Annotated in this window: 4 protein-coding genes; all 4 read right to left on the bottom strand. The window is 39.9% G+C overall.

From position 1 onward, the window contains the following. Window position 1 precedes the first annotated feature (1 nt). The 4 genes from ACQV1I_RS11310 to fabD all read right to left on the bottom strand — a co-directional run bounded on the left by ACQV1I_RS11310 (window position 2) and on the right by fabD (window position 26,560). Entirely contained in the window at window positions 2-10,345 is a 10,344-nt protein-coding gene (locus ACQV1I_RS11310) for an SDR family NAD(P)-dependent oxidoreductase (RefSeq protein ID WP_116334395.1), read from the bottom strand. A gap of 67 nt (window positions 10,346-10,412) precedes the next feature. After that, entirely contained in the window at window positions 10,413-16,418 is a 6,006-nt protein-coding gene (locus tag ACQV1I_RS11305; RefSeq protein ID WP_438769209.1) for an SDR family NAD(P)-dependent oxidoreductase, read from the bottom strand. 44 nt (window positions 16,419-16,462) lie between these two features. Next, complete coding sequence (locus tag ACQV1I_RS11300; RefSeq protein WP_438769208.1) at window positions 16,463-23,188, bottom strand: SDR family NAD(P)-dependent oxidoreductase; 6,726 nt, start codon at window positions 23,186-23,188, stop codon at window positions 16,463-16,465. Between the two features lie 39 nt (window positions 23,189-23,227). Beyond that, window positions 23,228-26,560 (bottom strand): ACP S-malonyltransferase, encoded by a 3,333-nt coding sequence (gene fabD, locus ACQV1I_RS11295; RefSeq protein WP_116334398.1) that lies wholly within the window; start codon window positions 26,558-26,560, stop codon window positions 23,228-23,230. Between the last annotated feature and the right edge of the window lie 35 nt (window positions 26,561-26,595).

The following is a 26,595-nucleotide window of genomic DNA, read 5'->3' as shown; positions in this document are numbered from 1 at the left end:
TTTATTCTCCCCTATGCTCAACTCGAATCGGCTCATAATAAGCAAGGTTTTCTGCGATTCTTCTGTTATCTTGTTCTCTTTTCTGTAGTTTAGTTGAATCTTGCTTTCCTTCTGGCCAGTACCTTTTTCTTTGGAATGAAATGTTTGGATTTATACTTTCCAGAGGTACTCGATGTGTTAGAGGGATTCCTTCATTACTCACAATAATATGAGCATTGTTTCCGCCCAATCCAAACGCACTAATTCCTGCTCGTAAAACAGCGTATTTACTCACCCATTTCATTGGCTCCTGCACAATAAAAAATGGTGATTCTTCAAAATGAAAACGCGGATTAGGATGTTCACAATGCAATGTCGCAGGAAGCTCCTCATGAACAAGCGATAGCAATACCTTAATAAAACTGGCTACTCCTGCTGCACTCATCAAATGTCCGATATTACTTTTTACACTGCCCACACCGCAATATTGTTTTTGTAAGGTGTGTTTCTTACATACTTGGGTCAAAGCTTTCAATTCAATTGGATCACCAATCAAAGTACCAGTTCCGTGTGTTTCCACATAACTTATTGTTTCTGGGTTTATTTTTGCGTCTACAATCGCTTTTTCAATTAACTCCCTCTGCGCCTCTGGATTCGGAGTGGTAATTCCCATTGTGTTCCCATCATTATTAATCGATGATCCCTCAATTACGCCATAAATTTTGTTTTGGTCCCGAATTGCTTGTTGTAGAGGCTTTAAAATAAGGACTCCACATCCTTCACCGAGGCCTATTCCATTAGCTTCAGCGCTAAAGGTTTTACAACGCCCATCCCGCGATAATACATTAGCTGCGCTCATTGCAACATACGGTGATTCATCTAATAGGATATCTACTCCCCCTGCTAAAGCAAGTTCGCTTTCTCCATTTTGAATGCTCCTTACAGCTAGATGAATGGCTGTTAGCGAGCTAGAGCAAGCCGTATCAATCACCATGTTAGGCCCTTTAAAGTTGTATACATGAGCTAAATGCGCTGCAATGAAATTTTGCCCTGTCCCAACGATGGTATCCTTAGTGCTTTGATCTAACTTTTGTGAAAAAGTGCTAGCTCGGGAGCCTACAAAAACCCCAACCTGTTTATTCCACAGGTCTTTTTCCTTATATCCTGCATCAAGGATCGCTTCTGCACTCACCTCTAACAGTTGTCGTTGAAGCGGATCAATTTGGTAGGCTAAGGATTCTGGTATATGAAAATAATCAGGATCAAAATCTTCAATTGAATCTAAGAAGCCCCCCCATTTACTTATGCTTTTTCCTTCCGTGTAATCATTTGAAGTGTAGAGCTTTTCAATATCCCAACGCGATTTTGGTATTTCTCGAATACTGTCCTTGCCTATCTTTAGATTTCCCCAATATTCTCGTGCATTCCTTGCATCTGGAAAATGACAAGCTATTCCGATTACAGCGATTTTATCTTTATCATTAAGCTGATGTTCATGCTCTTTATTACCATGTGGTACTTCAGGTACTGTGTTATGGTCATTATCAAATATTGCTCTCCGTGGGGTCTTATTCTCTTCAATAGAAAATAATGATTCTAATACGTCTGGGTATGTCTCGATCAAATAAGTAGCTAGACGCCCTATTGACGGATGTTCCAACAAAATAGATGGATCTAATGCTACAATTTTTAATTCACGGTCCATTTTTGTAATAATTTGTGCCAATAATATAGAATCCATACCATATTCTTGAAATAAGCTGTCAGCATCAACCAGGGAAGAATCTAGCATTAATTCTTTTGAAAATAATGCAAGTAACCATGATTGAGTTCTCTCCATAAGCTCATCGTGAACAACATCCTCATGATTGACGACTTCTTGTCTCGTGTGAGCATGCTGTACACCTGCAACACCAGCTTGTCTCTTTGTTTGCATGAGCATTTCTGGCTTCCAAATCGGGGCTTGAATAATAGCAGGAAGAACAACAGGCCCCAGCTTCTTGGCTAAAATACGATCTAAAAACGAGAGTCCTTCTTGATTTGTCATACTGAGCATTCCTGATTGCTCATAGGAACTGCTTTTCACTTCTCCCATACCGGTCTCTTTCCAGCTAGGCCATTGTATGCTCACAATTGGGCAAGAATGAGCTACTGACTCACTAAAATAGTCCATATAAGCATTAGCCATCGCATAGTCACTTTGACCCGCTCCTAAGCTTGGGACAATCGCAGAAACGGATGAAAACAATACAAAGAATTGTAATGGCTCTTCTTTTAAGACTCTGTACAGTACGCGTAAACCTTGAATCTTAGGTTCCATGACTTGATTGATTGTTTCAGAGGATTTCCGTATAAATGCCGGATTTTCCATATCTACAGAACCCGCACAATGAATGACTCCACCAATTGAACCCATGGAAAGCTTCACTTGCTCCACGCACTTGCGTACTTCCTCCTCATCTGATAAAGCTAAGGAGAATACTTGGATTTCGGCACCAAGACTTTCCAATTGTTCAATAGCTCTGATTTTTTGCGCTGTAGATGAATGATGTTCCTTATATAAATCCCATTCTTCACGTGAAGGCAGTGACTCTCGTCCAGTTAGAACAATTCGTTTAACACCATAATTTTTCACAAAATGTTTCGCACATAATAATCCGAGTCCTCTTGTTCCTCCTGTAATCCATAATACATGGGATGAAGGAAATTCCTGCTTTTGACCTGTAGTATCTATTTCGTCCTGCACTACATCAAGATAAGCACGATATCGTTGCCCATCTCGGTAACAAACTTCGACATCTTGACTTTCTGCAAATAACTCCTCGATGATTTGTTCTGCAAGGACATGATCTCCAAGATGCCCTTCTACATCCATGTGTCTTGAACAAACATAGCTGTATTCACTTTGTAACGTACGGTACAACCCAACCCGTGTGGCTCCTGCTACATTTATCGAGCCATTTTTGAAGGCTTCTAATCCTTTTGTGACACATAAAAGCATTACATCTTCTTTTTTTCCTAGTCCGATTAGGGTTTGAAGAGTGAATATCCAACTAGTATCAGTCTGATCTTTAGAACCACATCCAGCTAGATCAATAATACCCGCATACTTTTTCCACTCCTCTTGTGAATGGCTTAGCTGTGCTGGTATTTCGTGCATTTTCATAATTTTAGTATTTCGCATACGTTCGGAAATTCGCTTCGCTAACGGCTCTGTTTCATTCGTTGTCAAAATCGCAATGGTCCCATGTAATTCCTTGGCTTTATTCACATTGGCTAACTTCCAATATTTTTTGACAAAGCAATCCGTGCGTGATTTTATTTTGCTGTGATGACTTGACTCGTTTAATGTATTAACAAAGGTAGATGTTGAGCCATTCCGAGATGGAGAAATCCAATATTGTTCTTTGGTGAAGGGATAGGTAGGCAAACTCATTTTCTGAGGCTTGTTTTCCCCATATAATTTGTTCCAGTCTATATGTAATCCCTTGACCCATAAGCGCAGTAATTTTGCATATTTTTTACGCTTGATCCATTTTTGAATAGCCTCTTGTAATTCTTCATCCTGAAGGAAGATAGATACTGTCTCTTTATTTTGTTTTACTTTCCCTTGGTACACATTTTCCAGATTTGCTTGCTTATTACGATAGCCTTTAAGCTTTTCTTCAAGGTCAGCTATAGATTCGACAATCATTCCAAGGCGTTCTTCCATTGCCTCTCTTCCTACTTGTAAGGTATATGCCATTTTTGGCAAATCGTGATCTGTGTATCTCTGTTCCTGGAGTGCAGCTAACAGCTGATTTACTTGCTCCTGTAAACAATCCTCATTTTTGGCAGAGAGAACAAGGATGACAGGGTTGTTTTGGTGTGGACTAGTAGATTGGGCTACTTCGCTTGGAATAAATTCTTCTACGATTACATGTGCATTTGCTCCTCCTGCACCGAAGGATGATATTCCTGCAATTCTTGTGCATTCTGTTTTTACTCCATTTATCTCTATTTCAGGTCTCATCCATTCACTGAGCTCCTGCTGTACGGTAAAGGGAGTTTTGGCAAAATTGATATTCGGATTTAATTCCTTAGCGTGTAAACTTGGAACAAGTTTTTGGTGCTTCATTTGAAGAATAATTTTCGTTAATCCTGCTATACCTGCTGCCGCCTCTAAATGGCCAATATTACTCTTCACAGAACCAATCGCACAAAAATTGGTATCTTGAGTATCTTTGCTAAAGGCCTGATGAAGACCTGTGATTTCAATCGGATCACCTAACTCTGTCCCTGTTCCATGCGCCTCAATATAACTGATGGTTCGGGCATTTATTCCGGCTTTCTCCATTGCTTCTCGGACAAGTTCACCTTGTGCTACTGGATTTGGAACTGTGTACCCATTTGTTTTCCCTCCATGATTAATACTCGTTGCACGGATTAATGCATGAACCTGATCACCATCTTCAAGGGCTTTTGAAAGAGGTTTTAATAAAAATGCCCCTACACCCTCTCCAGGAACAAACCCATCAGCAGCTTGTCCAAAGCTTTTACATTTTCCTTCAGCAGAAAGCATTTGCTGTCCACATAATTGAATATAATTTGACGGATGTACATATAGGTTAACTCCGCCAACTATAGCCATTTCACATGCTCCATGGCGGATATGTTCACATGCTTCATGTATAGCTGTTAGAGAAGATGAACACATCGTATCGATTGGCATACTTGGACCTTTTAGGTTAAGTAAATACGATACTCGATTCGCAATCGAACTAAATGAGGTATATGGGAATAACTCCTCCCCCTCTTCCCATAGCTGTGGACCGTATAACTGAAACCCGGTTTTTGTAATGCCAGCAAAAACGCCGACTCGTCCCTTATGTCGCATTGCGAGTTGCTCCCTAGTGTATCCTGCATCCTCTAGGGCTTCCCAACAAGTCTGAATGAATAAACGTTCCTGTGGGTCCATATTCATCGCTTCACGAGGTGAGATCGAAAAGAACAGAGGATCAAAGCTTGCAAAATCTTGGAGAAACCCACCCCATTTGCTATAACTTTTCCCTTTAGCAAAAGCGTCTTTTCGATTCGCATCATAGAAATTTTCCGTTGACCAGCGTTCCTCCGGGATTTCTATAATACAATCCTTTCCTTGTGCAAGATTATTCCAATATTGTTGCAGGGTGTTTGCTTGTGGATAATGACCGCTCATTCCAATAATCGCAATGGGTTCAAGCTGTGGCTGTGGCTTCTGCTCCATTGGTACATCGACATGGCTAGGGAATCGTTTTGTTCCTTTGCTAGATACCTGACTAGGTAATTCTTTTTCTACACTATGATTTGAAACTGATATCTTTGCTTCTACGCTCATTTCCTGAGCTAGCCCTGTCCATTCCATACACTGTTCTAGATGATGGAGAGTAAAATATTTCGTTACTTCCTCCACTGTTTGATATTCATAAAAAATGGTTTTAGAACATTCCCCAAAAATCCCTTCAAGCTTTTGATTCAGTTCGATGATGACCAGTGAATCAATTCCATATTGATCTAAAGTCTCCGAAGCATCAATTTGATCAACGCTTATCTTTAATTGTTCCCCCAATAGAGTTTTCAATTTAGTCTGGGTTCTTTCTTCTACAATAGCCTTGTCGATCTGGAGAACGGTTTGTTCAGTGGAAGGCTCCATTTTATTTACTTGCTTCGTTAGGAAATAAGCTCTGAGCTTCGGCAAGTCTCCCTCCATAAGCACCAATCTATTCTTTCTAGCTGTAAACATTTGATAGATATTTTCAATGCCTGTTTTCGTGTCAATTCCGATCATACCGGTATTTTTCAGTAACATTTTTTCCGTTTCTAGAGGAACGTGCATACCGCCTTCTTTCCAAAGCGGCCAGTTAATAGAAAATGTTAGACCTTTACGTTCATTCGCATCAGCTAACTGATTCCGATACTCAGCATAGTAGTCCATAAATGCATTACCCATCGCATAATCTGCTTGCCCAGGATTGCCTATGGCTCCTGACATAGATGAAAATAAAAGGAAGAAATCCAATGGTATGTCTTTGGTAACTTCATCTAAGTAAATGGTCCCAGCAACTTTAGGAGAGAGGACGTTGATTACCTCGGCAGTATTTTTCTTCAGGATATAATTATCTTGAATGATTCCTGCACTATGAATGATCCCATTTAGACTTCCAAACTCTTCTTGAATTTGTTTAACTATATGCTCCACTTCTTGTTTCTTCGTAATATCAATCTGTCTATAGATGACTCTAGCACCTACTGATTGCAGTTCTCGTAACCTTGCTGTCTTCTCTTCCCTCAGTTCAGATCTCCCCGTGAGAATTACGGTTACATTTTTACTTTTCTGCACAATTTCTTTCGCAAAAATAAGCCCTAATCCGCCAGCTCCGCCTGTAATTAGATAAACGCCCCGGTCTTTCCAAGGAATCGTATCAGCTTCCGCTACGCCTTCTCTTTCATTCCAACAAGCTACCCAACGGCTTCCTTGTTCATATCGAATATGTCTATCCTCAGGACATTGCTTGTTGTTTATCATTTTTTCAATCAGCTCGGTTTGTTTGACTCCTTGCTCTACCTCAATCATTTGCCCAATGATTTTTGGATTTTCCAGTCTTGCTGTTTGTAATAATCCTACCAGTCCTGAAAAAACTTGCTGTTCTCCTTGATAAAAACCAACTATTTGAATCAAAACATTTCCTTCTGGTTTAGATTGAACAATCTGTTGTACGGTTTCAAAAGCTTGCACTGCATAGCTTTCGAATCTTTGTTCGAGCCTAGTATTTTCTGAGTGTAGAGATATAAAGGTTATTCCATTTGTTTGTGCTACCAATTGATCCCGTACATGTACAAACGGTTCGCATAGCATAACAATGTGTTGATGGTAATTTGGCACGCGCTCTCTCTGAGTGATTTCTTGTTCCTTCCAGACCGGCTCAAGGGTTATCTTGCCTATATGCTTACGATTATCAGACTGATCGTCTTCTTCTGGTATCCAATATCGTTCCTTTGCGAATGGATAGGTTGGAAGAGATATTCTCGAATAATGATTTTGTAAAAACATTTGGTCAAATTCCAGTTCATAGCCTTGTGTATACAAAGCCGCTAAGGTAGACAAATGACCTATATATGCGCTACCATCTGTTTCAATAGTTAGTTTTCGAATATACTCATTCCCATATTGCTTCATTGCTATTTGTTCTTGTTGCTCTTTTTTATCTAAAACAGAAGCATATACCTCAGACGCTTCCCCATTTTCTATCCACTTTTTCAGAGCGTCCACAAGCTCATTCTGCTCATGAACGACACAAGCTAATCGATGATTACAGTGTTTTCTTCCCATTAGTAATGTATAACTCATATTGCCATAATCAATCTGTTCCTTATGTTCACAATACTGGATTAATCGTTTCACTTGCTGTTGTAGTTGATCTTGTGTACGAGCAGATAACGTGATTAAATAACCTGGTTTGCGTTCAGAAGCCTTCTCCACATAGGGTGCTTCTTCAATAACCATGTGTGCATTCGTACCGCTAAATCCAAAGGAGCTAATGGCCGCACAACGCTTCATGTTTGGTTCCACAGACCATTCCGTAAGTTTAGTATTTACATAAAAAGGACTATCTTCAAAATTAATATTCGTATTACCCTTCTCATAATGCAGGGTTGGTGGAATTTGTTTTTGCTGTAAGGACAATAGAATTTTAATAAGCCCTGCCACCCCTGCGGCAAATGTCAAATGTCCGATATTACTTTTTATCGATCCGATTGCACAATAATTTTTCTCGTTCGTATAATTACTGAAAGCCCGCGTTAAAGCCTTATACTCAATTGGGTCACCAAGCTTGGTTCCTGTCCCATGAGCTTCAACCATTTGAATGTGCTGTGGATCAATGTGAAACGTATCATACACTTCTCGCTCTAATCGTTCTTGCGATTTCGCGCTCGGTGCTGTAATTCCATTGGTAGTCCCATCCTGATTAATAGCTGAGCCGCGAATGACACCATAAATATGATCTCCATCTGCTATTGCATCTGAAAGTCGCTTAAGTACAACCACCCCTGCTCCTTCACCAAGTACAAACCCATCCGCACGCTCGTCAAATGTATAGCAGCGACCTGTAGGAGATAACATTCCCGCACGATTTGTAAATTGATAGATTCCCGGAGTTGATTGAATGAATACACCACCAGCTAGGGCCATCTCTGTTTCTTTCGTCCATAAGCCTTGACATGCTAGATGAATGGCTACGAGGGAGCTTGAGCATGCTGTATCTACAGCAATGGCCGGACCTTGTAAATTCAAATAATAGGCAATGCGTGCAGGAATGATTGAATTTGCAGTACCCCAGAAAGCTTGCGGTGGTGGATTATGTCCAAGTAACTGTTGGTAATCGTTCGCACCACACCCTACGTAAATACCGCATTTTTTCCCCTGAACACCCGCGCCAGCATATCCCGCATCCTCTAAGGCCTTCCACGTTTCTTCTAAAAAGATTCGTTGCTGTGGGTCCATATATTCAGCCTCAGAGCCCGAAATATTGAAAAAGAGTGGGTCAAACCGATCAATATCATCTACAAAGCTACCTTGCTGTGGGAAGCTCATACCATTCTTGTCATACCTAGATAAATCCCAGCGAGACACTTCCCCAACTAAATCGTTACCACCAGCAAGATGCTCCCATAATTCATAGACTGTTTCTGATTTTGCGAAACGTCCACTCATCCCAATGATAGCTATGTCTGTTTTATTATTCTTTTCAACACTGATAGTAGATTCAATCCTGTCAAGCAAAGCAGGCTGAGAAGTCATGCCCTCTTGATTTTTTGATTCTTTCGTCAGCGTCATGATTGGCGGTACATTCTGTTCTACATTTTGAAATAACTGTTGCATAATGGTCGTTCTATACTCAGATATAATATGCGATGCTAATAAATTGACGGAGCTATAATCAAATATAGTAGTCGTGTCTAATGTAATATTCATCGCTTGATTAATAACTTGGACGAGCTTTACTCCTGTAATGGAATCTACTCCGTAATCAGAAAACGATTCATGATGATTGATCATTTGAATATCGACTAGTAGCGATTCTGAAATCTTTTGAATGATCATGTTCATAACATAATCAAGCATTTTTGGTTCAATGCCCTGTTGATCTGTAGAAGCCAAAATCTGTTGATTTGATGTTACATGCTTCCTCTCGTCTCTTTTCTGATCATTGCTTGGTTGTTTTTGAATGTCTTGTTTGTGACGTATAAGTCCGTCACTTTTGGCAACAAAGATTTGCTGACCTAACTCCTCGGCATCTATTGCTGGAAATAAGACGGATGTAAAGCCTTCTACTGTTAATACTTTCTTCCATCCTTTTGCGCATAACCCTGGGCAGCCTGGGATGCGAAGTGCCGTATCTTCATACAACCACCACCCCTCTAGTAGCCCAAATGTAAGATGATTAAACAATGTCTTCTCCGTGATTTCATTTATGACAATGATTCCGTTTCTCTTTAACAGGGCTTTAGCATGTCTTATTGTCTGATGAATGTTAGGAGTTGCATGTAGAACATTTGCTGCAATGACCACATCATAAGTACCTATATCTATATTTTGCTTCATGATCGATTCATTGATATTTAACATCTTATAGGTTAAAAAAGGATTGCTAGGACCATACTCCTTGGCTCCGTGCATAAGAAATGCTTTAGAAATATCCGTATAGCAGTATTCTTGAATACGGTCGTGATAGGGCGTCAATTTTTGCAATACTGTAGCACTTGTACCTCCCGTTCCCGCTCCGATCTCCAGTATCCTGATTTTCGCATTCGAATTACGATCTATCTGCTCCTGTACATAGGAAATTACTGTCTGAGCTAGCACATTATTAAAATAATCTGCAATCTTATTATGTTTGTAAATTCCCTCAACCAGTTGCATAGAAGAATGAGGAAACATAATGTCGGTAGCTTTGCTTGTTCCATTCAAAATATCTGGCAATGCACGTAGCATTGTTTCAACTAACATTACTTTAGCCTTCGTATTACTATCCTCAAGCCATTCATGCTTCTTACTATCCCACTCTTCCCATAGTAATTCTTGAGCTATTAGAGCTTGATCACATAGGTGAAATGTTTCTCCAACTTGTTTGATATAGTGTTCCTGTTCCAAAAAATCTAAGCTTACCTCTAACCATTTATTATAAAAATCCGGTAATTTGGTTTGCGCTTGAAAACGGGAGAGAGAGTTACTTGATATCAATCCCATAGATGATAATTGAGCCAACAATAGCTTCATCAATAATTCATTCATTATTTCCATTTGTTTCTTTTCTTCATATATCTCATTACGCTTATACGCTTGCATGTTCATCTCTCCACACATCTAGATTCTATAAGTCAGAAACCCTTCGTTTTACTTTATAGTAATTTTATTACATCATGACGAAAGAATGTCCCCTGTTTACATGTATCCACGTAGAAGATGTAGTCATTTTTGCGAACGCTAATTGGTTCATCGGTCCGATCAAGAGAGCTTCTAATGCTTCCATTGCCTCTGGAGGTTCAATCGAACCAACTCCTCTATTATGCATCCGTCTTTGATATTCTTCGGATGCCACTGTACCTACCGTTCCCCAGTACCCCCAGTTCATAACTTTCACGGCACACGGCCACTCCAGAGCGAGCTGGCTTGCAAAAGCATCTTTAAACGTACATCCTGCTACATAGTTGCTTTGTCCCGCTGCTTTTACAAACGAATTCATCGAGGAGAAAAATAAAACAAAATCAAGCGGCTCCTGCTCAAATACTTCTGCTATATTCACACTCACATCTACCTTGACACGGAGTCCCGCCCGGAATCTTTCCTCATCCATATTAGCTAGACTTTTATCCAGCAAAACGATGGCAGAATGTACGATGCCATGTATGTGACCATATTGCTGTTTGATTTCTTCGTAGGCTCGGTACAGCTCTTCTTGATCTGTTGCATCTGCCACGATATAGCTCGGTGTGGGGCCTATCGATGCTAGTCGATCTATTTTTGCTTGAATATTGGCATCTTTTTCTCTTCTTCCGATCCAAATCACCTTGGCTTCGTACATTCGAATCACATATTCACTCCATACTTCGCCAATTCCCCCAGCTCCGCCAATCACCACATACACGCCACCGTTCTTATACAGCGTCTCATCCTGCTTGTTATAACGTACAGGAACCAGCTCTTGATGATGCCATTGCTGTTCTCGATAGACGTAAGCGTTTCCTTCTACATGACTTGGTAGGGTGAATAGCTCCGGCATAGGCCAGGTAGCTGCTGACTCCAGATCGATGACTCGGATTTTCCAATGACTATATTCCTTTGCCAACGTCCCCATTAATCCATGAATACTGGCATGGGTCGGATTTACTTCATCGTATTTATGAATGGGCTGAGCTTGTATGGTAATGACAGTCCAGCCTATTGGTCTGCTATCGTATCCAAGAGCGAGCAGACTTTTGATGATTTTAAATAGATAGATCACACCTGCTTCTTGCCCCTCGATAATGGCATCGTCTGTTATCGATGAATTGTGCTCCTCTGGTGCGATCCATAAAATATGGTCGATTGGGGCATGCTGTCTCAATTCTCGGATGATTTCCTCGACCGTATTCCCACTATGAATAGGTAGCACACGAGCATGAGGGTACTGTTTTCGGATTTCACTCCAATTTGTTTCATTGCCTCCAATAATGACGAGGTTTTCATTTAACGAAGGAGTAATTTGTTGTTTCTCATAACGTAGAGGTTCCCAAACCGGCGCTATCATAATTGGTTCTTCATCAATTGCTGGTAACCTATCACACTGGTTTAATTCTCCTTGTACATCAGAAGTATGTTGTAGCGATACTGGATGCATTTCATTTAATGCTCCTTGCCCTTCATTATTATCATTTCTATTGGAATCCTTATCACTTTCAGGCACCCAGTAAAACTCTTTTGCAAACGGATAAGTAGGAAGAGAGATTTTAGCATAGTAATCATCTTCAAATAGGTGCTCAAAATCTAATTCATACCCTTGGGTATACAAGAATGCCAGCATAGACAGCTGTTCAATATAAACATTGGCAGTCATATCCGCATTTATATTTCGTATACATTCATTTCCGTAGCGCTTTAATTCCATTTGCTCTCGTTGCTCATTTTTATTCACGATAGACGTATATACTTCTGGTGCTTTTCCTCTTTCTAGCCACCTTTTCAAGACAGGTACGAGTTCATTCCGTTCGTGAACCACAAAGGCTAACCGGTGATTAAAGTGTTTTCTTCCCATCAGTAAGGTATAACACATGTCCCCATAGTGAACCTGATCTGCTTTCTCACAATACTGAATGATTTGTTCTACTTGTTGTTTTAACTGGTCTTGGGTACGAGCAGATAATGTGAGTAAATAGCCTGGTTTTAGTGTAGATGTTATCTGTCTTCTCGGAGCTTCTTCAATAACCATATGTGCATTCGTTCCACTAAAGCCAAACGAGCTAATCGCAGCACAGCGTTTCTTATCTGGTTCAACCGTCCACTCTGTAAGCGAGGTATTCACATAAAAAGGACTGTCTTCAAATTCGATATTTGAATTACCCTTCTGGAAATGTAGGGTTGGCGGCATTTGTTTATGCTGTAAAGACAATAAAATTTTAATGATTCCTGTGACTCCAGCCGCAAAGGCTAGATGCCCAAGATTACTTTTTATTGACCCGATTGCACAATAATGTTTCTCATCTGTATATTTGGTAAATGATCGCGTCAAAGCCTGAAATTCGATCGGATCCCCAAGCTTCGTACCGGTTCCATGCGCTTCGATCATTTGAATGTTTCGAGGCTGAATGTGAAAAGTATCATATACCTCTTGTTCCAGTCGTTCTTGCGATTTGGCACTAGGTGCTGTAATACCATTTGTACTGCCATCCTGATTAACTCCTGAGCCACGAATCACGCCATAAATATGATCCCTATCCGCGATTGCATCAGACAAACGTTTAAGTATGATTGCCCCAGCTCCTTCACCAGGAACAAAACCATCCGCACGTTCGTCAAAGGTATGACACCGGCCAGTGGGAGATAACATCCCAGCTCGATTCGATTCCAGATAAAAAGCAGGAGTAGATTGCAGGAATACACCGCCTGCTAATGCCATCTCTGTTTCTTTCGTCCAAAGACTTTGACAAGCAAGATGTATCGCTACTAAAGAACTTGAGCACGCGGTATCTACAGCTATGGCCGGTCCCTGCAAATCTAAATAGTAAGCAATACGTGCAGCAATGATGGAGGCGGCATTTCCCCAAAACGAAGTCGCAGGGGGCTCTGTATCGAATAAATTTTGATAGTCTTTGCCGCTACAGCCTACATAAACTCCACACTTCTTGCCCTCAACTCCCGCTCCCGCATATCCAGCGTCCTCTAATGCCTTCCAGGATTCCTCTAAAAAGATTCGTTGCTGCGGATCCATATAAATCGCCTCAGCACCTGAAATATTAAAGAAAAGCGGATCAAATTGATCGATTTGCTCAACAAAACTGCCCTGATTACAATAAGATGTGCCTTCTTTGTAATACTGTGAAAGATCCCAACGCGATACTTCTTCCACTAGGTCATTGCCCTTTGATAGATGCTCCCATAACTCATGGACTGTTCTTGACTTCGCAAATCTTCCGCTCATCCCAATGATCGCAATTGGTTCTTTTTGGATAGCTGGTGCTACTTTATATTGATATCGTTCTGGGATCTGCACGACTATTTTTCCGATATTTTCTCGATTTTCCATGCATTGATAGGCTTCTTTAATGTCATCAAATGAAAATACTTTATAGATAGTCGGCTGAATCACATTTTCCTTTATTAATCGAAGCATCTCTTTTCGATAATCTCGTAGTACATTAGGTTGTTCCAAGCCCAATTTTCTCAGATCAATGCTATAAAAAGAATGGTTGTTGTTTAAAATGGATAAATCAATTGTCCGGGCGCTTTTAAGTGCTGTCATCGCAATTTCAATGTATCTACCACCTCTTGCTAGACATCCTAACCCTTTTTGAATGGCATCTCCTGCTAACGTATTGATGACGACATCAACGCCTTTACCATCCGTCAGTCGATAGATTTCTTGTTCAAAATCAGAATCAATGTAATTGATAGCATGTGACACACCAATTTGTCTTACATACTCTAGCTTGTGATCAGAACCTGCAGTAGCATAAATTTCAGCTCCATAATACTTGGCTAGCTGGACAGCAATAAGTCCAACTCCGCCGGTTGCTGTTTGAATGAGGATTTTTTCACCCTTCTTTACTTGTGCTTTCCGAAAAGCAGCTATAACCGTCATCGATACAATGGGTAAAGAGCAAGCTTCTTCAAAGGATAACGAAGAAGGCTTAGGAAAAACATCGGCTGCCTTACAGGTAAGTAAGCTGGCCTGCCCTGCCAAATGTTCTCCCCCGCAATAAACAACCTCATCTCCAGGACGGATTGAGCTTACTGCATTCCCCACTTCTACTACTACACCACTAGACTCAAATCCAGGAGTAAATGGGTATGGGGGCATAGTCGGATATAAACCTTGCAAACATAATAAATCTCCAAAATTTAAGGAAAAAGCACGAACTGAAATTCTCACTTCATCTGCTTTTAATTCGAGAATGTCGGACTCTACTATCTGAATATCATCTGTACTCCCTGGGGATTCAATTAGTACTCTATGAAACATCGCTCGTTCCTTTATAATGGGTGAATGTACATCTGATTGATCAACAGCTACTTTTAAAGAGTCGCTTTTTTTGATATTTTTTTCGCTAGAAGCTTTCACTTTTCGTTGACCGTTTTGCATGGCCTCTACTTTACTCCACTTTGATGAACTTGCGACTTCTACAGGTGTTTTTTCTTCCAATAAAGCTACTACAGTCGATCTATATTCCCTAATCATGTAATGAACCAATTGATTCACGTTATTGTAGTCAAACACAACAGTCGTTTGTAGCCTTGTATGGCATCTTTTATTAATGAGTTGAATGAGTTGAATACCGATAATTGAATCTACACCATACTCCGAAAAACTCCGATCGTTTTGAATCATTGCTTCACTGATCTTCAATTCTTCACAAATACTTTCTCTAATTATCTGTATAAGATGTTCCTCGATCATTTGATCTGTAACATTGATGTGCTCCATCCTGTCCTCAGGATTCTCCATTGAAGACGACTTTTGATGGTGTTCCTTATGTGCAAATTGTGTATCACTCTCGTCTTGTCTATTGTTATAGTCTAGTGTAGATGCAGTAGGAACGGGGTCTTGCAATTGCATGGTGACTCCATCACTTTTTGCACAGATAATCTGTTGCTTATAGTCGTTTTTTTCATCTACTGGGAAGGAAATAGAATGGAACCCTTCCGTTTTTAATACCTTTTTCCAGCTATCTGGATATAATCCTGGACAACCTGGAATACGTAGTGCCGTATCTTCATACATCCACCAGCCTTGTAAAAAACCAAAGGTAAGATGTGTAAACACTGAACGATCTGCTATTTCATTTAATAGCAATAAACCATTATTTTTCATTGCAGCTTTCACATTACGAAGTGTATGTCGTATATTTTTCGTAGCATGCACTACATTTGTCGCAATGACCAGATCATAGCTATTCGGTTCAATGTCCTGATTGGCAACAGGTTGTTCAATATTAAAAATCTTATAGGTTAAAAATGGATAATCTGGTCCATATGCCTTCTCTCCATGTCTAAGAAAAGCTAACGAAAGATCCGTATAGCAATATTCCTCGATATACTTCTGATAAGGCTTTAGCTTGGGAAGAACGCTAGCACTGGTTCCTCCCGTACCTGCTCCAATCTCTAAAATTCGGATTGGTTTACTTGCAATCGTGCTTTGATTACTACGCTCCTGCATAAAAGTAACTATTTTTTCAGAAAGTACTTCATTAAAGTAATCTGCAAGTAGATTATGTTTATATACCCCTTCCACTAAAACCATCGATGACTGGGGAAACATTACATCCGTGGCAGGTTGTTTTCCTTTAAGTATCTCAGGTAGCGCAGCTAGCATCGTCTCTACCAATAAGACCTGAGATTTTAGGTTAGCATCTCCTAGCCATTCCTTCTTTCGCTGTTCCCACTCTTTCCACGAGTCGGTCAATTCAATAGAAGTGTTTTTCATGACCGTACACATTTCTTTGTCAAATGACAAATAACCATACTCTATGAATATAGCGATCGTCTCATCTACCCATTTTTCATATAAATCGATGATTCCCATTCTTGTTATGACAGTTGCTGGATCGAAGGTGTTAGATATAAACATTCCCATCCCTCTACATTGTTCCCACAATAACTTGACTAGAAGCTTATCCATATCGTCCAATTGCTTAGTCACATAAATGAATTGGTCATCATTTTTCATGTTTTATCTCTCCAATGATTGATTTCTGACGAACACGAATTTTTTTATTGATAAATGGTAATACATTTTCTCCGATTGACATTAACCCAAGCAGAGGATGTAGTCATTTTTGCGAACGCTAATTGGTTCATCGGTCCGATCAAGAGAGCTTCTAATGCTTCCATTGCCTCTGGAGGTTCAATCGAACCAACTCCTCTATTATGCATCCGTCTTTGATATTCTTCGGATGCCACTGTACCTACCGTTCCCCAGTACCCCCAGTTCATAACTTTCACGGCACACGGCCACTCCAGAGCGAGCTGGCTTGCAAAAGCATCTTTAAACGTACATCCTGCTACATAGTTGCTTTGTCCCGCTGCTTTTACAAACGAATTCATCGAGGAGAAAAATAAAACAAAATCAAGCGGCTCCTGCTCAAATACTTCTGCTATATTCACACTCACATCTACCTTGACACGGAGTCCCGCCCGGAATCTTTCCTCATCCATATTAGCTAGACTTTTATCCAGCAAAACGATGGCAGAATGTACGATGCCATGTATGTGACCATATTGCTGTTTGATTTCTTCGTAGGCTCGGTACAGCTCTTCTTGATCTGTTGCATCTGCCACGATATAGCTCGGTGTGGGGCCTATCGATGCTAGTCGATCTATTTTTGCTTGAATATTGGCATCTTTTTCTCTTCTTCCGATCCAAATCACCTTGGCTTCGTACATTCGAATCACATATTCACTCCATACTTCGCCAATTCCCCCAGCTCCGCCAATCACCACATACACGCCACCGTTCTTATACAGCGTCTCATCCTGCTTGTTATAACGTACAGGAACCAGCTCTTGATGATGCCATTGCTGTTCTCGATAGACGTAAGCGTTTCCTTCTACATGACTTGGTAGGGTGAATAGCTCCGGCATAGGCCAGGTAGCTGCTGACTCCAGATCGATGACTCGGATTTTCCAATGACTATATTCCTTTGCCAACGTCCCCATTAATCCATGAATACTGGCATGGGTCGGATTTACTTCATCGTATTTATGAATGGGCTGAGCTTGTATGGTAATGACAGTCCAGCCTATTGGTCTGCTATCGTATCCAAGAGCGAGCAGACTTTTGATGATTTTAAATAGATAGATCACACCTGCTTCTTGCCCCTCGATAATGGCATCGTCTGTTATCGATGAATTGTGCTCCTCTGGTGCGATCCATAAAATATGGTCGATTGGGGCATGCTGTCTCAATTCTCGGATGATTTCCTCGACCGTATTCCCACTATGAATAGGTAGCACACGAGCATGGGGGTACTGTTTTCGGATTTCACTCCAATTTGTTTCATTGCCTCCAACTATGACGAGGTTGTCATCAATTGAAGGAATCCTTTGTCCTGTTTCATGAGGAATTACTTCCCAAATAGGGGATACCAGCATGGGTTCAAATGGAGGTGTGATTATAGCTTCTCTCGACGTAGAATCCATAGAGAAATCAGTCGAAATATCCCCCTCTAATACCCTAGACGAAAATCCAGACATTCGTACACAAACTGTACCCCTGTCGTCACAAAGGTCAATATCATACTTCTGAGTCTCATTCCCGCTGATATAATCTTCACTATGACGTACATGAGCCCACATTTTGGGTGTATACGGTCGAATAATCTCCATCGTCTCCAAAGCAAAAGGTAACGATGGCTTTACAGACCTGTTGAAGGTATTATTCAATTGCATCTGAAATACAAGCGATGCTTGCAAAGCAGCATCCATTAGACTAGGATGTAGGACATATTGTTCTTGAGTATCCTCTAAGTAAGAAGGTAAGACTAGCTCTGCCAGTACCTGATCCTTCCCTACATGCACACTTTGTATTCCCTGATGACTTTTCCCATAAGCAATCCCCACTTTATGAAAAGCTTGATAACATTCTCTACCTGTCAGGACACGTTGATTACATTCGGATAGTAAAGTGGGGACATCCAAGGGTAATGTTTTCTTTTCTTCCCAACGTACTGCTACGCCTTGACTATACACAATAGGGTTGCCGCTTCCTGGAATTTCCTCACTGTAAATCTCATAGTTGATCTCATCATGATTTCCTGAAAAAACTCGTATATGCACTTTTTTTGATTGTTCCTCTAGGAGGATGGGCTTCTTCCAAATTACGTTATGAAGCTGAAAAACCCCGTGATCACCCCCCCTATCTTCCAGCACTTGCTCCATAGCCTTACGCGCCATTTCCAGATGAGCAACACCTGGTAGAACTTTACAGCCATTCACTACATGATCTTTTAGAAAAAACTCTTTGCCTGTAAAAGTGGAACTAAATCGAGTCGTCGATAAATATGATGTATTTTGCTGTAATAGCGGATGAATCACATTTTGTGTACCTGAAGTTATTTTCTTTGGCTTACTGGTGAGGGTGCGGGATTCTATCTCTGATAGCCAATAATGTTCTCTTGCAAACGGATAGGTTGGAAGTGAAATTCTTCGATTATCTGTCTCAGATCTGTACAGCTCTTGCCAATCGATATCTAGCCCCGAAACCCATAAATAAGCAAGTTGATGCAAATCATTATTATGAATAAAGTGATTGACCATCTCATTCTTTTCTTCATGTCCAATCGATAAACTAGAAATCGAGTTATTCTTATTCACATTTCCTTGATAATTGTTTTTCAGAGTCCCTTTATTATCGAGATAATCAAGTAATGATTTTTCTAATTCTTCAATATGACTGATGACGGTAGCAAATCTCTCTTCCATCGACTCTCTACCTACATGTAGGGTATAAGCCATATCTTTCAGATGAAAATCTGTCAGGTTTTGCTTTTTGATTGTTTGTAATAATTGTCTCACATGCTCCTCTAAGCGTTCATCGTTCTTTGCCGACAACACGATCATGACAGGATTGCTACTACTGGTGTCCCTTTTTGTATCTATCTTATTAGTAGAGGGATATTCCTCAATCACAATATGAGCATTTGAACCACCTGAACCAAAACTGCTAACTCCCGCTCTGCGTAAGCCCCCTCTATGAGGTGGCATCCACTCTTGATTACTGTTTACGATATAAAATGGAGAATTCTCAATAGATATGTGCGAGTTTAATACCTGAAAATGCAAGGATGCTGGTATCATACGATGACGTAAACTTACTAAAACCTTAGCCAAGCCTGCCAAGCCTGCGGCAGCTTCCAAGTGTCCGATATTTGTTTTAATAGAGCCTAACCCACAATACGGTTCCCATTTATTGTCATTTTGTTGTGAAAGCTCTAAAAACGCATCTTTCAGGGCTGCAAACTCAATAGGGTCACCTAATGAAGTACCTGTACCATGGGCTTCCATATAACCTACTGACTCGGGTGCAATATCAGCTGAACGGAAGGCCTCCTTGATTAAAGTAGCTTGCTTCGCTGGATTCGGCACAGTTAAACCGTTTGCCTGCCCTCCATGATTAGTAGCGGTTCCTTTAATGACAGCCATGATAGAATCGCCATCGAGCTTTGCCTGTTTCACAGGTTTTAACAGTAATACAACTCCACCTTCTCCACGAACATATCCATTGGCATCTTTATCAAACGTTTTACATTTCCCATCTCTGGATAGCATTCCGGCTTTATAGTATGCAATGCTGTTAGCAGGATGACACATTAGATGAACTCCGCCTACTAAAGCCTGCTCACACTCTCCTGCTTGCAGAGATTTTACAGCTTGATGAACGGCAACCAAAGAACTTGAGCAAGCCGTATCTATTTGAATACTAGGACCATGAAGGTTATAAAAATATGAGATCCGATTAGGGAGAATCGCCATGGATGTACCTATTCCATACTTAGCTTGAACATCATCACTGTAACGATCCAAGAGTTTACTATAATCGGAGCCACTCGCACCAATAAATACACCTGTATTACTACCTGAAATGGCGGTAGCAGAATAATTAGCTCCTTCTATACACTCCCAGCTTAACTCCATGAGCAAGCGTTGCTGAGGGTCTAAAATCTCTGCCTCCGTAGGGGAAATTCTAAAAAACAATGGATCAAATTCAGCAATATTATCTAGGAATCCACCTTGATCTATCCCTTTATGTTCCGAATCAGGATGAATTGTATCGGGCCAATCCCATCTATGTTCAGGCATCGGTCTAATAGCATTGCGATTGTTAATTAACAATTCCCATAATTCTTCGAGATTGCTCACCCCTCCTGGAAGACGACAGGAAGCACCGATAATTGCAATGTCATCCTTTTGTACATAAGGATTAGTCCTTGCAACTATTTCATTTTCTGAGACAGATTCTTCTGCTACAGACACTTGTTCTACTTCATCCAAACTCTCTATGAGATACGAAATAATTTTTCTAGCGGTATTGTATGTAAAAAAGAACGTTGTTTTAAGTTCGATTTGAAACCTTGTACCTAACTGATCGTTTAATTCTAGTAAATCACCTGAATCCAAGCCAAGCTCCATTAGTGGACGATCTACATAAGCTAGAACATCCTTCCTCTCTTTATCCAAAAGAGAACCTATACTATCTAACACAAAATCTGTAATAGCCTTTGAAAGATCACTGTTCCCCGTTTGAATCGAAATGCATTTTTTTTCAAGACATTCCTGATTACGTACTTTATCAAGAGACTCACAATAGCCTCGATTTAAAATATCGTATTCAACAAGTACTCCATAGCCAAGATTTGCAACATCTAATGGACGATAATTCGGAATTAATTCTTTAATCTTTGCTCCATGCATTTCGTGAAATCGCAACGTTTTGTCGACTAATTTATTATTTTTATTACGAAGGGTGATATATTTGTCCTTATCTATCGTTGAATACCGCTGATAATCCTTACATTTTGTAATACCAATGACAGACCTGACCTCGCTTATCAAACTGCAACGCTGTAGCATAAATTCCAAAAGCTGATCTCCCAGCTTGCGATCCTGCATTTCAGGCAAGATATTGATAGCTAACAATTGAATAAGAGTCCCTTCTGGATGGTGAAACTGTTCAACAGTATTGCTTTGAGATGTCTTTATATCCTTAATATCTCTAATTTTTTGTGAATAAATAACACCTACTACTCTATTATCTACCTCAAGGACTAGTTGCCCTTCTGGATATTTCTTTATTCTGTGCAAAATTTTTTCAGCTGGAGCAGCGAGATCCTCCCCCCAACATTGCAACTCAAGTTGTCTTAACACCGAAATATCATGCTCGTGTGCCAATCTGATCTTGTAATCTCTCTGCTCAAAATAATTTAACGTGATTCGTGAAAACGGCATAGCTTTTGGATATTTACGAAAATATTGTTTATGAGGAAATAATCCTATCTCTGCGGCAGCTAAAATAAAAGTATCTGCTTCTACTAATAACTTTTGCGAGAATCTATGAATCGTATCAAAATGAAAGCTCTCACATTTATCAATATGCTGACTAATCGTCTTCGGCTCCAAGCAGTGCGCTTCTAAAAGGATGAAACCATGTTTATTTACTAGATGTGACCAGAGTTGTAAGTGTTCAATCAGTTTCTTTTTCACTAATTTAGAAGAACATTCGCGTCCAGTTTCATCTACAAAGGCCGTTTTTGTAGGGATGAAAGAATTACAATTCGTTTCATCAATATCCTCTGGTACGATGAAAGGTCGATCATGATCAAGAAATGACCGCACATATAAAATATTTTCTGTATCAGGAACTCCGCCTTCTCTAATAGTAGTTATAAGCTCATTAGGATTCCCGATCGTTCCTTTCAGCAAAACATGTTTGATATCCTTTAGGGTTGTAGCGGTTTCTATAAGAGATTCTTCCTTGTTGTCAATTCCGATTAACGTCAAGGGATATTGATCAATTCTCTTACCTCGCAGTGACTTCATTTTAATAATCTCGTATATTTTTTTTAAAAGCGCTCCATTGCCACATCCCATATTTGCTATATACTTCGGCTGCTCCTCAAGCGGTTCTCTGTCAAAAATAGAAATTACTATTTGCTCCATATCTCTTACATATTCTTCCTGATGAAATCCGTATTTTAGCCCCTGTAGCATACGATCCATATATGCTCCATACTCTTGACTGTCTCTAGTAAGAACAGCTTGGCAATCACCAAAAAGTAGCCCATCTATATTTTTTAATATTGGATGATAGGAATAAATAGCTGCCGTATTCAAAATTCCATCTAACATATACATGCCGGTTTCTGTTAAGGTGCCAATCTTTTTTGTTTGATCCAACCAATTTTTTTGCAGGAATAGCTGCGTAATTTCTTGCTTAGCGACACCAGATAGATTATGGAACAGTAATTCGTTTTGTTGAGAAGGATACTGCAAAATGAATCCTTGTTCATTTAATGAGAACAGCAAAGGAATCATTACCATCCCATCCAGAAACTGCGAATACATCACATTGTCAATATTCCATTGTTTAGCAGACAGCTCAATCCACTTTTGCAGACGATATTTTCTCTGGGATTTTTTAAAGTATTCCTTCATCTGAAAATCGAATAGCTCAACGACTTCTTCCGGTATTTTTTCTACCACATTCCATCCTGTCAGTAACGCATACCCATCCTCACTGTCTCGACATAAGATTTGTAGGGACTCTAACATATGAAGAGCACTGCGCAAGTGACCACTATTAGCATGTAGCTCATGTACAATTTGACTAAACGGAGTAGATTGATTTTGTTGTAAAAGATCAAATAAACCTCGTTTTTTGCACGATAAAAGCACTGGAATTGCCAAATACCCATGAGAATAATGATGTAAGATGGATAACATGAAATATACCTCGTTTCAGTAACGAATTTTCCTTTCCGACTATCTCATAACAAAACTTCGTAATTTTGCATCTAAAATTTTTATAGTTTCTTCCATTAGCTTTACACCGATTTCATCTACATGACGATTTTTCCAGCTTTCCAAGCTTGTTCCTCTTACCCAACGATTAAACGCCCCTAACGCAGGGCCACAGTAAATTTGATAATCTACTTGTTGTTCTGGAATACCGTCTATTGCTAAATTTATAGAGTGAGCTAGGTACCATTTAAAAATCAAAGCCATTTTATACTTCTGATTTTTTTCTGCCTTATCTATTTCTACCTGTGAGGCATTCTGTTTACATTTCTCATAAACTTCCTCAAAACTGCGTTTAAAGTATTTTACCTGGATGAGTTTTTTATCTTTTTCATTGATCTCTTCCAGTGAATTATATTGAGAATACAATTCAAACAGCTTATTCGCCCTAGCAGGGAAGAACACACCTCTTTTTAACACTTGAACCTTAGCTCCTATTTCAAATCGATCTCCTGCTGGCGCATATGCGGTATCTTGAATTTGCACCTGTTGTAACAAGTCTTTAACTGCATCACTTGTGCCTGCTTCCACTGTACATTGATTAATAGAACCTGTTAGTATAAAATCTGCTCCTAACATAAAAGCTGCCGCTGCTGCCTCAGGAGTCCCAATTCCTCCAGCTGCTCCAATCCTAACCTTCTTAGGGTATTTATATTTTCGCATCATCTCATCACGTAGCAGTATCATGGCTGGCAATAAAACATAAGATGCTACCCCATCTGTAGGTCCGCCTGAATCAGCTACTATACACAAGTCATCTGCCATAGGAATTGTACTAAGCATATGAGCTTGGTCTCTGGTAATTTTATTTTCTCTCACCATTTTCTCGACTAAGTACTCTGGTGCCGGACGTAAAAATTGTTCAGCCATTTCAGGTCTTGATACCTTGCCAATGATTCGATTCGTACTCGATACGGTTCCATCAGGTAGCTTTTTTACTCCATGCGCACGATATTTAATTAATGCCGATGTTATACTCATGTAAGCAGATACTTCTACTGCTTTAATCCCATATTGAATATATAAATCGACCAGTTGATCTTCTCTTTCTTGTTTATCGGGAGTATGTAGGAGGTTCATCCCATACGCTTGTCCGGCATGTAGTTCTTTTTGAATGTATTGAATCGAGTTCTCGATTTGAGAAAGATGTAAGTCTCCAGTACCTAAAAAACCCATCATGCCAGCCTTGCCCAGCTTTACAACTAATTCTTTAGATGCGATGCCCTTATACATACCACCAGCAAGATAGGGATACTGCAATTGATAATCTTGCATAAATTGCTTGCATCCAACAGTTGTAATCACACTAGCTTCGGGTTGTTGAACGAAAGGTTTTTCTTCAATTTCTTCTACGCCCTCTCTTCTGTTTTCATCCCTATTGAATTGCTGAGACATAGGCTGAGATATAGTAGGAATTGCAAACTCATATTTTGCTTCAGTAGGCAAGTAGATTGGGGTTGCTTCTGCTGTTATTTTCCTCATCAGCCCAGTTAACACTTTTCCCGGTCCAATTTCTTTGACTTCTATTCCTTCAAATCCCATCAGCACTTGAACTGTCTCACACCAACGAACTGACTCTGTTATTTGTCTAATCAAATTCATTTTCATATCGTTTTTTTGATATAATCTCGCATGGACGTTAGACAAAACAGGGATGGTACATTCAGAAAGCACGAAAGAATTGATATAAATCTCAAACTGCTCTCTTGCCTCCAACATATGTCTCGAATGAAAGGCTCCACTTACACGTAACGGAATATAAGTGATACCTTCAATCGCCTCAAATACTAGCTTGGCCCGAGCTATATCCGATTGTAATCCTGAAATAACCAACTGCTTAGGGGAATTCAAATTAGCAATATCGATTCTGTCTAATTGATTTTGAAGTAAGATCTGCTTCATCTTATCCTCAACTATTCCTATAACTGCTGCCATCCCCCCTCCAACAGCTCGACTCATTAATTCTCCCCTTTTTTTTACCAGTTTTAATCCAGTCACAAAGTCAAAAGCTCCTGCTGCAAACAATGCATTATATTCACCTAAGCTGTGCCCAGCCAGAATATCTGGTTTTCTTCCGGTTTCGTTAATGGTATCCAAATACATCAGCGCATTTACCGTATATAAGGCAGGCTGTGTGTACTCGGTCTGTTGTAATCTCCCTAATGGATCTTCTAGACACAATTCTTTAATGGAATATCCTAAAACCGAATCTGCTTGACTCGTGATATCAGGATACTGATCAAACAAGTCTCCTCCCATTCCTTCTTTTTGCGATCCTTGTCCAGGAAATACAAAAGCAAGCATACTTTTATTCTCCTTTTTCACTGTAGTTGCACTTTTTTGAGCATAATTGCGTAGGATGTAATCCAAATTTTGTATATCTGTTTTATATGGAGTAAGAATCGGCAGCACGATTTGATTCTTTCTTAAAATAGACATTGATTTACACATAGTAAAAAGCGTTCCTGAAGGACCGACATCCAAATAAATCCGATCGTTACCCTCCTCTTGTAAGAAGGCGATCCCCTCAGTAAATTGAATTGGCTTTCGAATAACCTTCCAAAAATAATCTGTATTCCATTCTCTAAGCGGTTTTCCGTACACACTTGATATATACGTTATTTTAGGATCAAGAAAAAGTTGCTTTTGTAAAAAAGCAACGTATTCATCTGATGCAGGATCAATGCTAGAAGAATGGAATCCTTGAGTAACAGGTAATTTACTACACATGATTCCTTTTTTCTTTGCATGCTGTTCAACCATAGCCATATGTTCTTTTTTACCTGATACAATAAAATGATTTTCGCTATGAATAGAGACCAACTCGCTATTTTCATTTAGAACCGGATCAGACGAGAATAGGGATGGATGATGTAGCATAGCCAACATACCGCCTTCTTCACACCGACTCTCTACTAATTGGGCTTGTTTCACAACGGATTGGAGTGCAGTATCAACACTACATACACCTGCTGTTACAGCTGCTGCAAATTCCCCCAGACTAACACCAATAACAGCGCCTGGAACTATGCCATTTTCTAATAAAACCATTGTCATGGCGTATTCCACCATAAAAATAGAAACATGAGTATAAAGCGTACGAGTAAAAGGCTCTGTCATTTTTTTATTGATCTCATACAACTCACTGCGTACAGATACTCCGATCAATTCGCGGACTTTTGCATCTATTTCATACATGTATGATCTAAAAATGTTATTTTGCTCAAATAAGGCCCTTCCCATCTGATAATACTGTGATCCCTGACCTGAATACATAAATACAATCGATGGATTCACCTGGAAACACCTCTGAGTAGAATGTAATCGTGATT

It is taken from the genome of Brevibacillus sp. JB24b (assembly GCF_051713385.1).
Taxonomy (GTDB): domain Bacteria; phylum Bacillota; class Bacilli; order Brevibacillales; family Brevibacillaceae; genus Brevibacillus_B; species Brevibacillus_B laterosporus.
Note: the sequence above shows the minus strand (reverse complement) of the source record. Positions and strands in the feature narration are given on the sequence as shown.

Bases quoted from the DNA above. Each gene is read 5' to 3' on its own strand.
- ACQV1I_RS11300 (WP_438769208.1), bottom strand. From the start codon at position 23,188: ATGTTATCCATCTTACATCATTATTCTCATGGGTATTTGGCAATTCCA.
- ACQV1I_RS11305 (WP_438769209.1), bottom strand. From the start codon at position 16,418: ATGAAAAATGATGACCAATTCATTTATGTGACTAAGCAATTGGACGAT.
- ACQV1I_RS11310 (WP_116334395.1), bottom strand. From the start codon at position 10,345: ATGCAAGCGTATAAGCGTAATGAGATATATGAAGAAAAGAAACAAATG.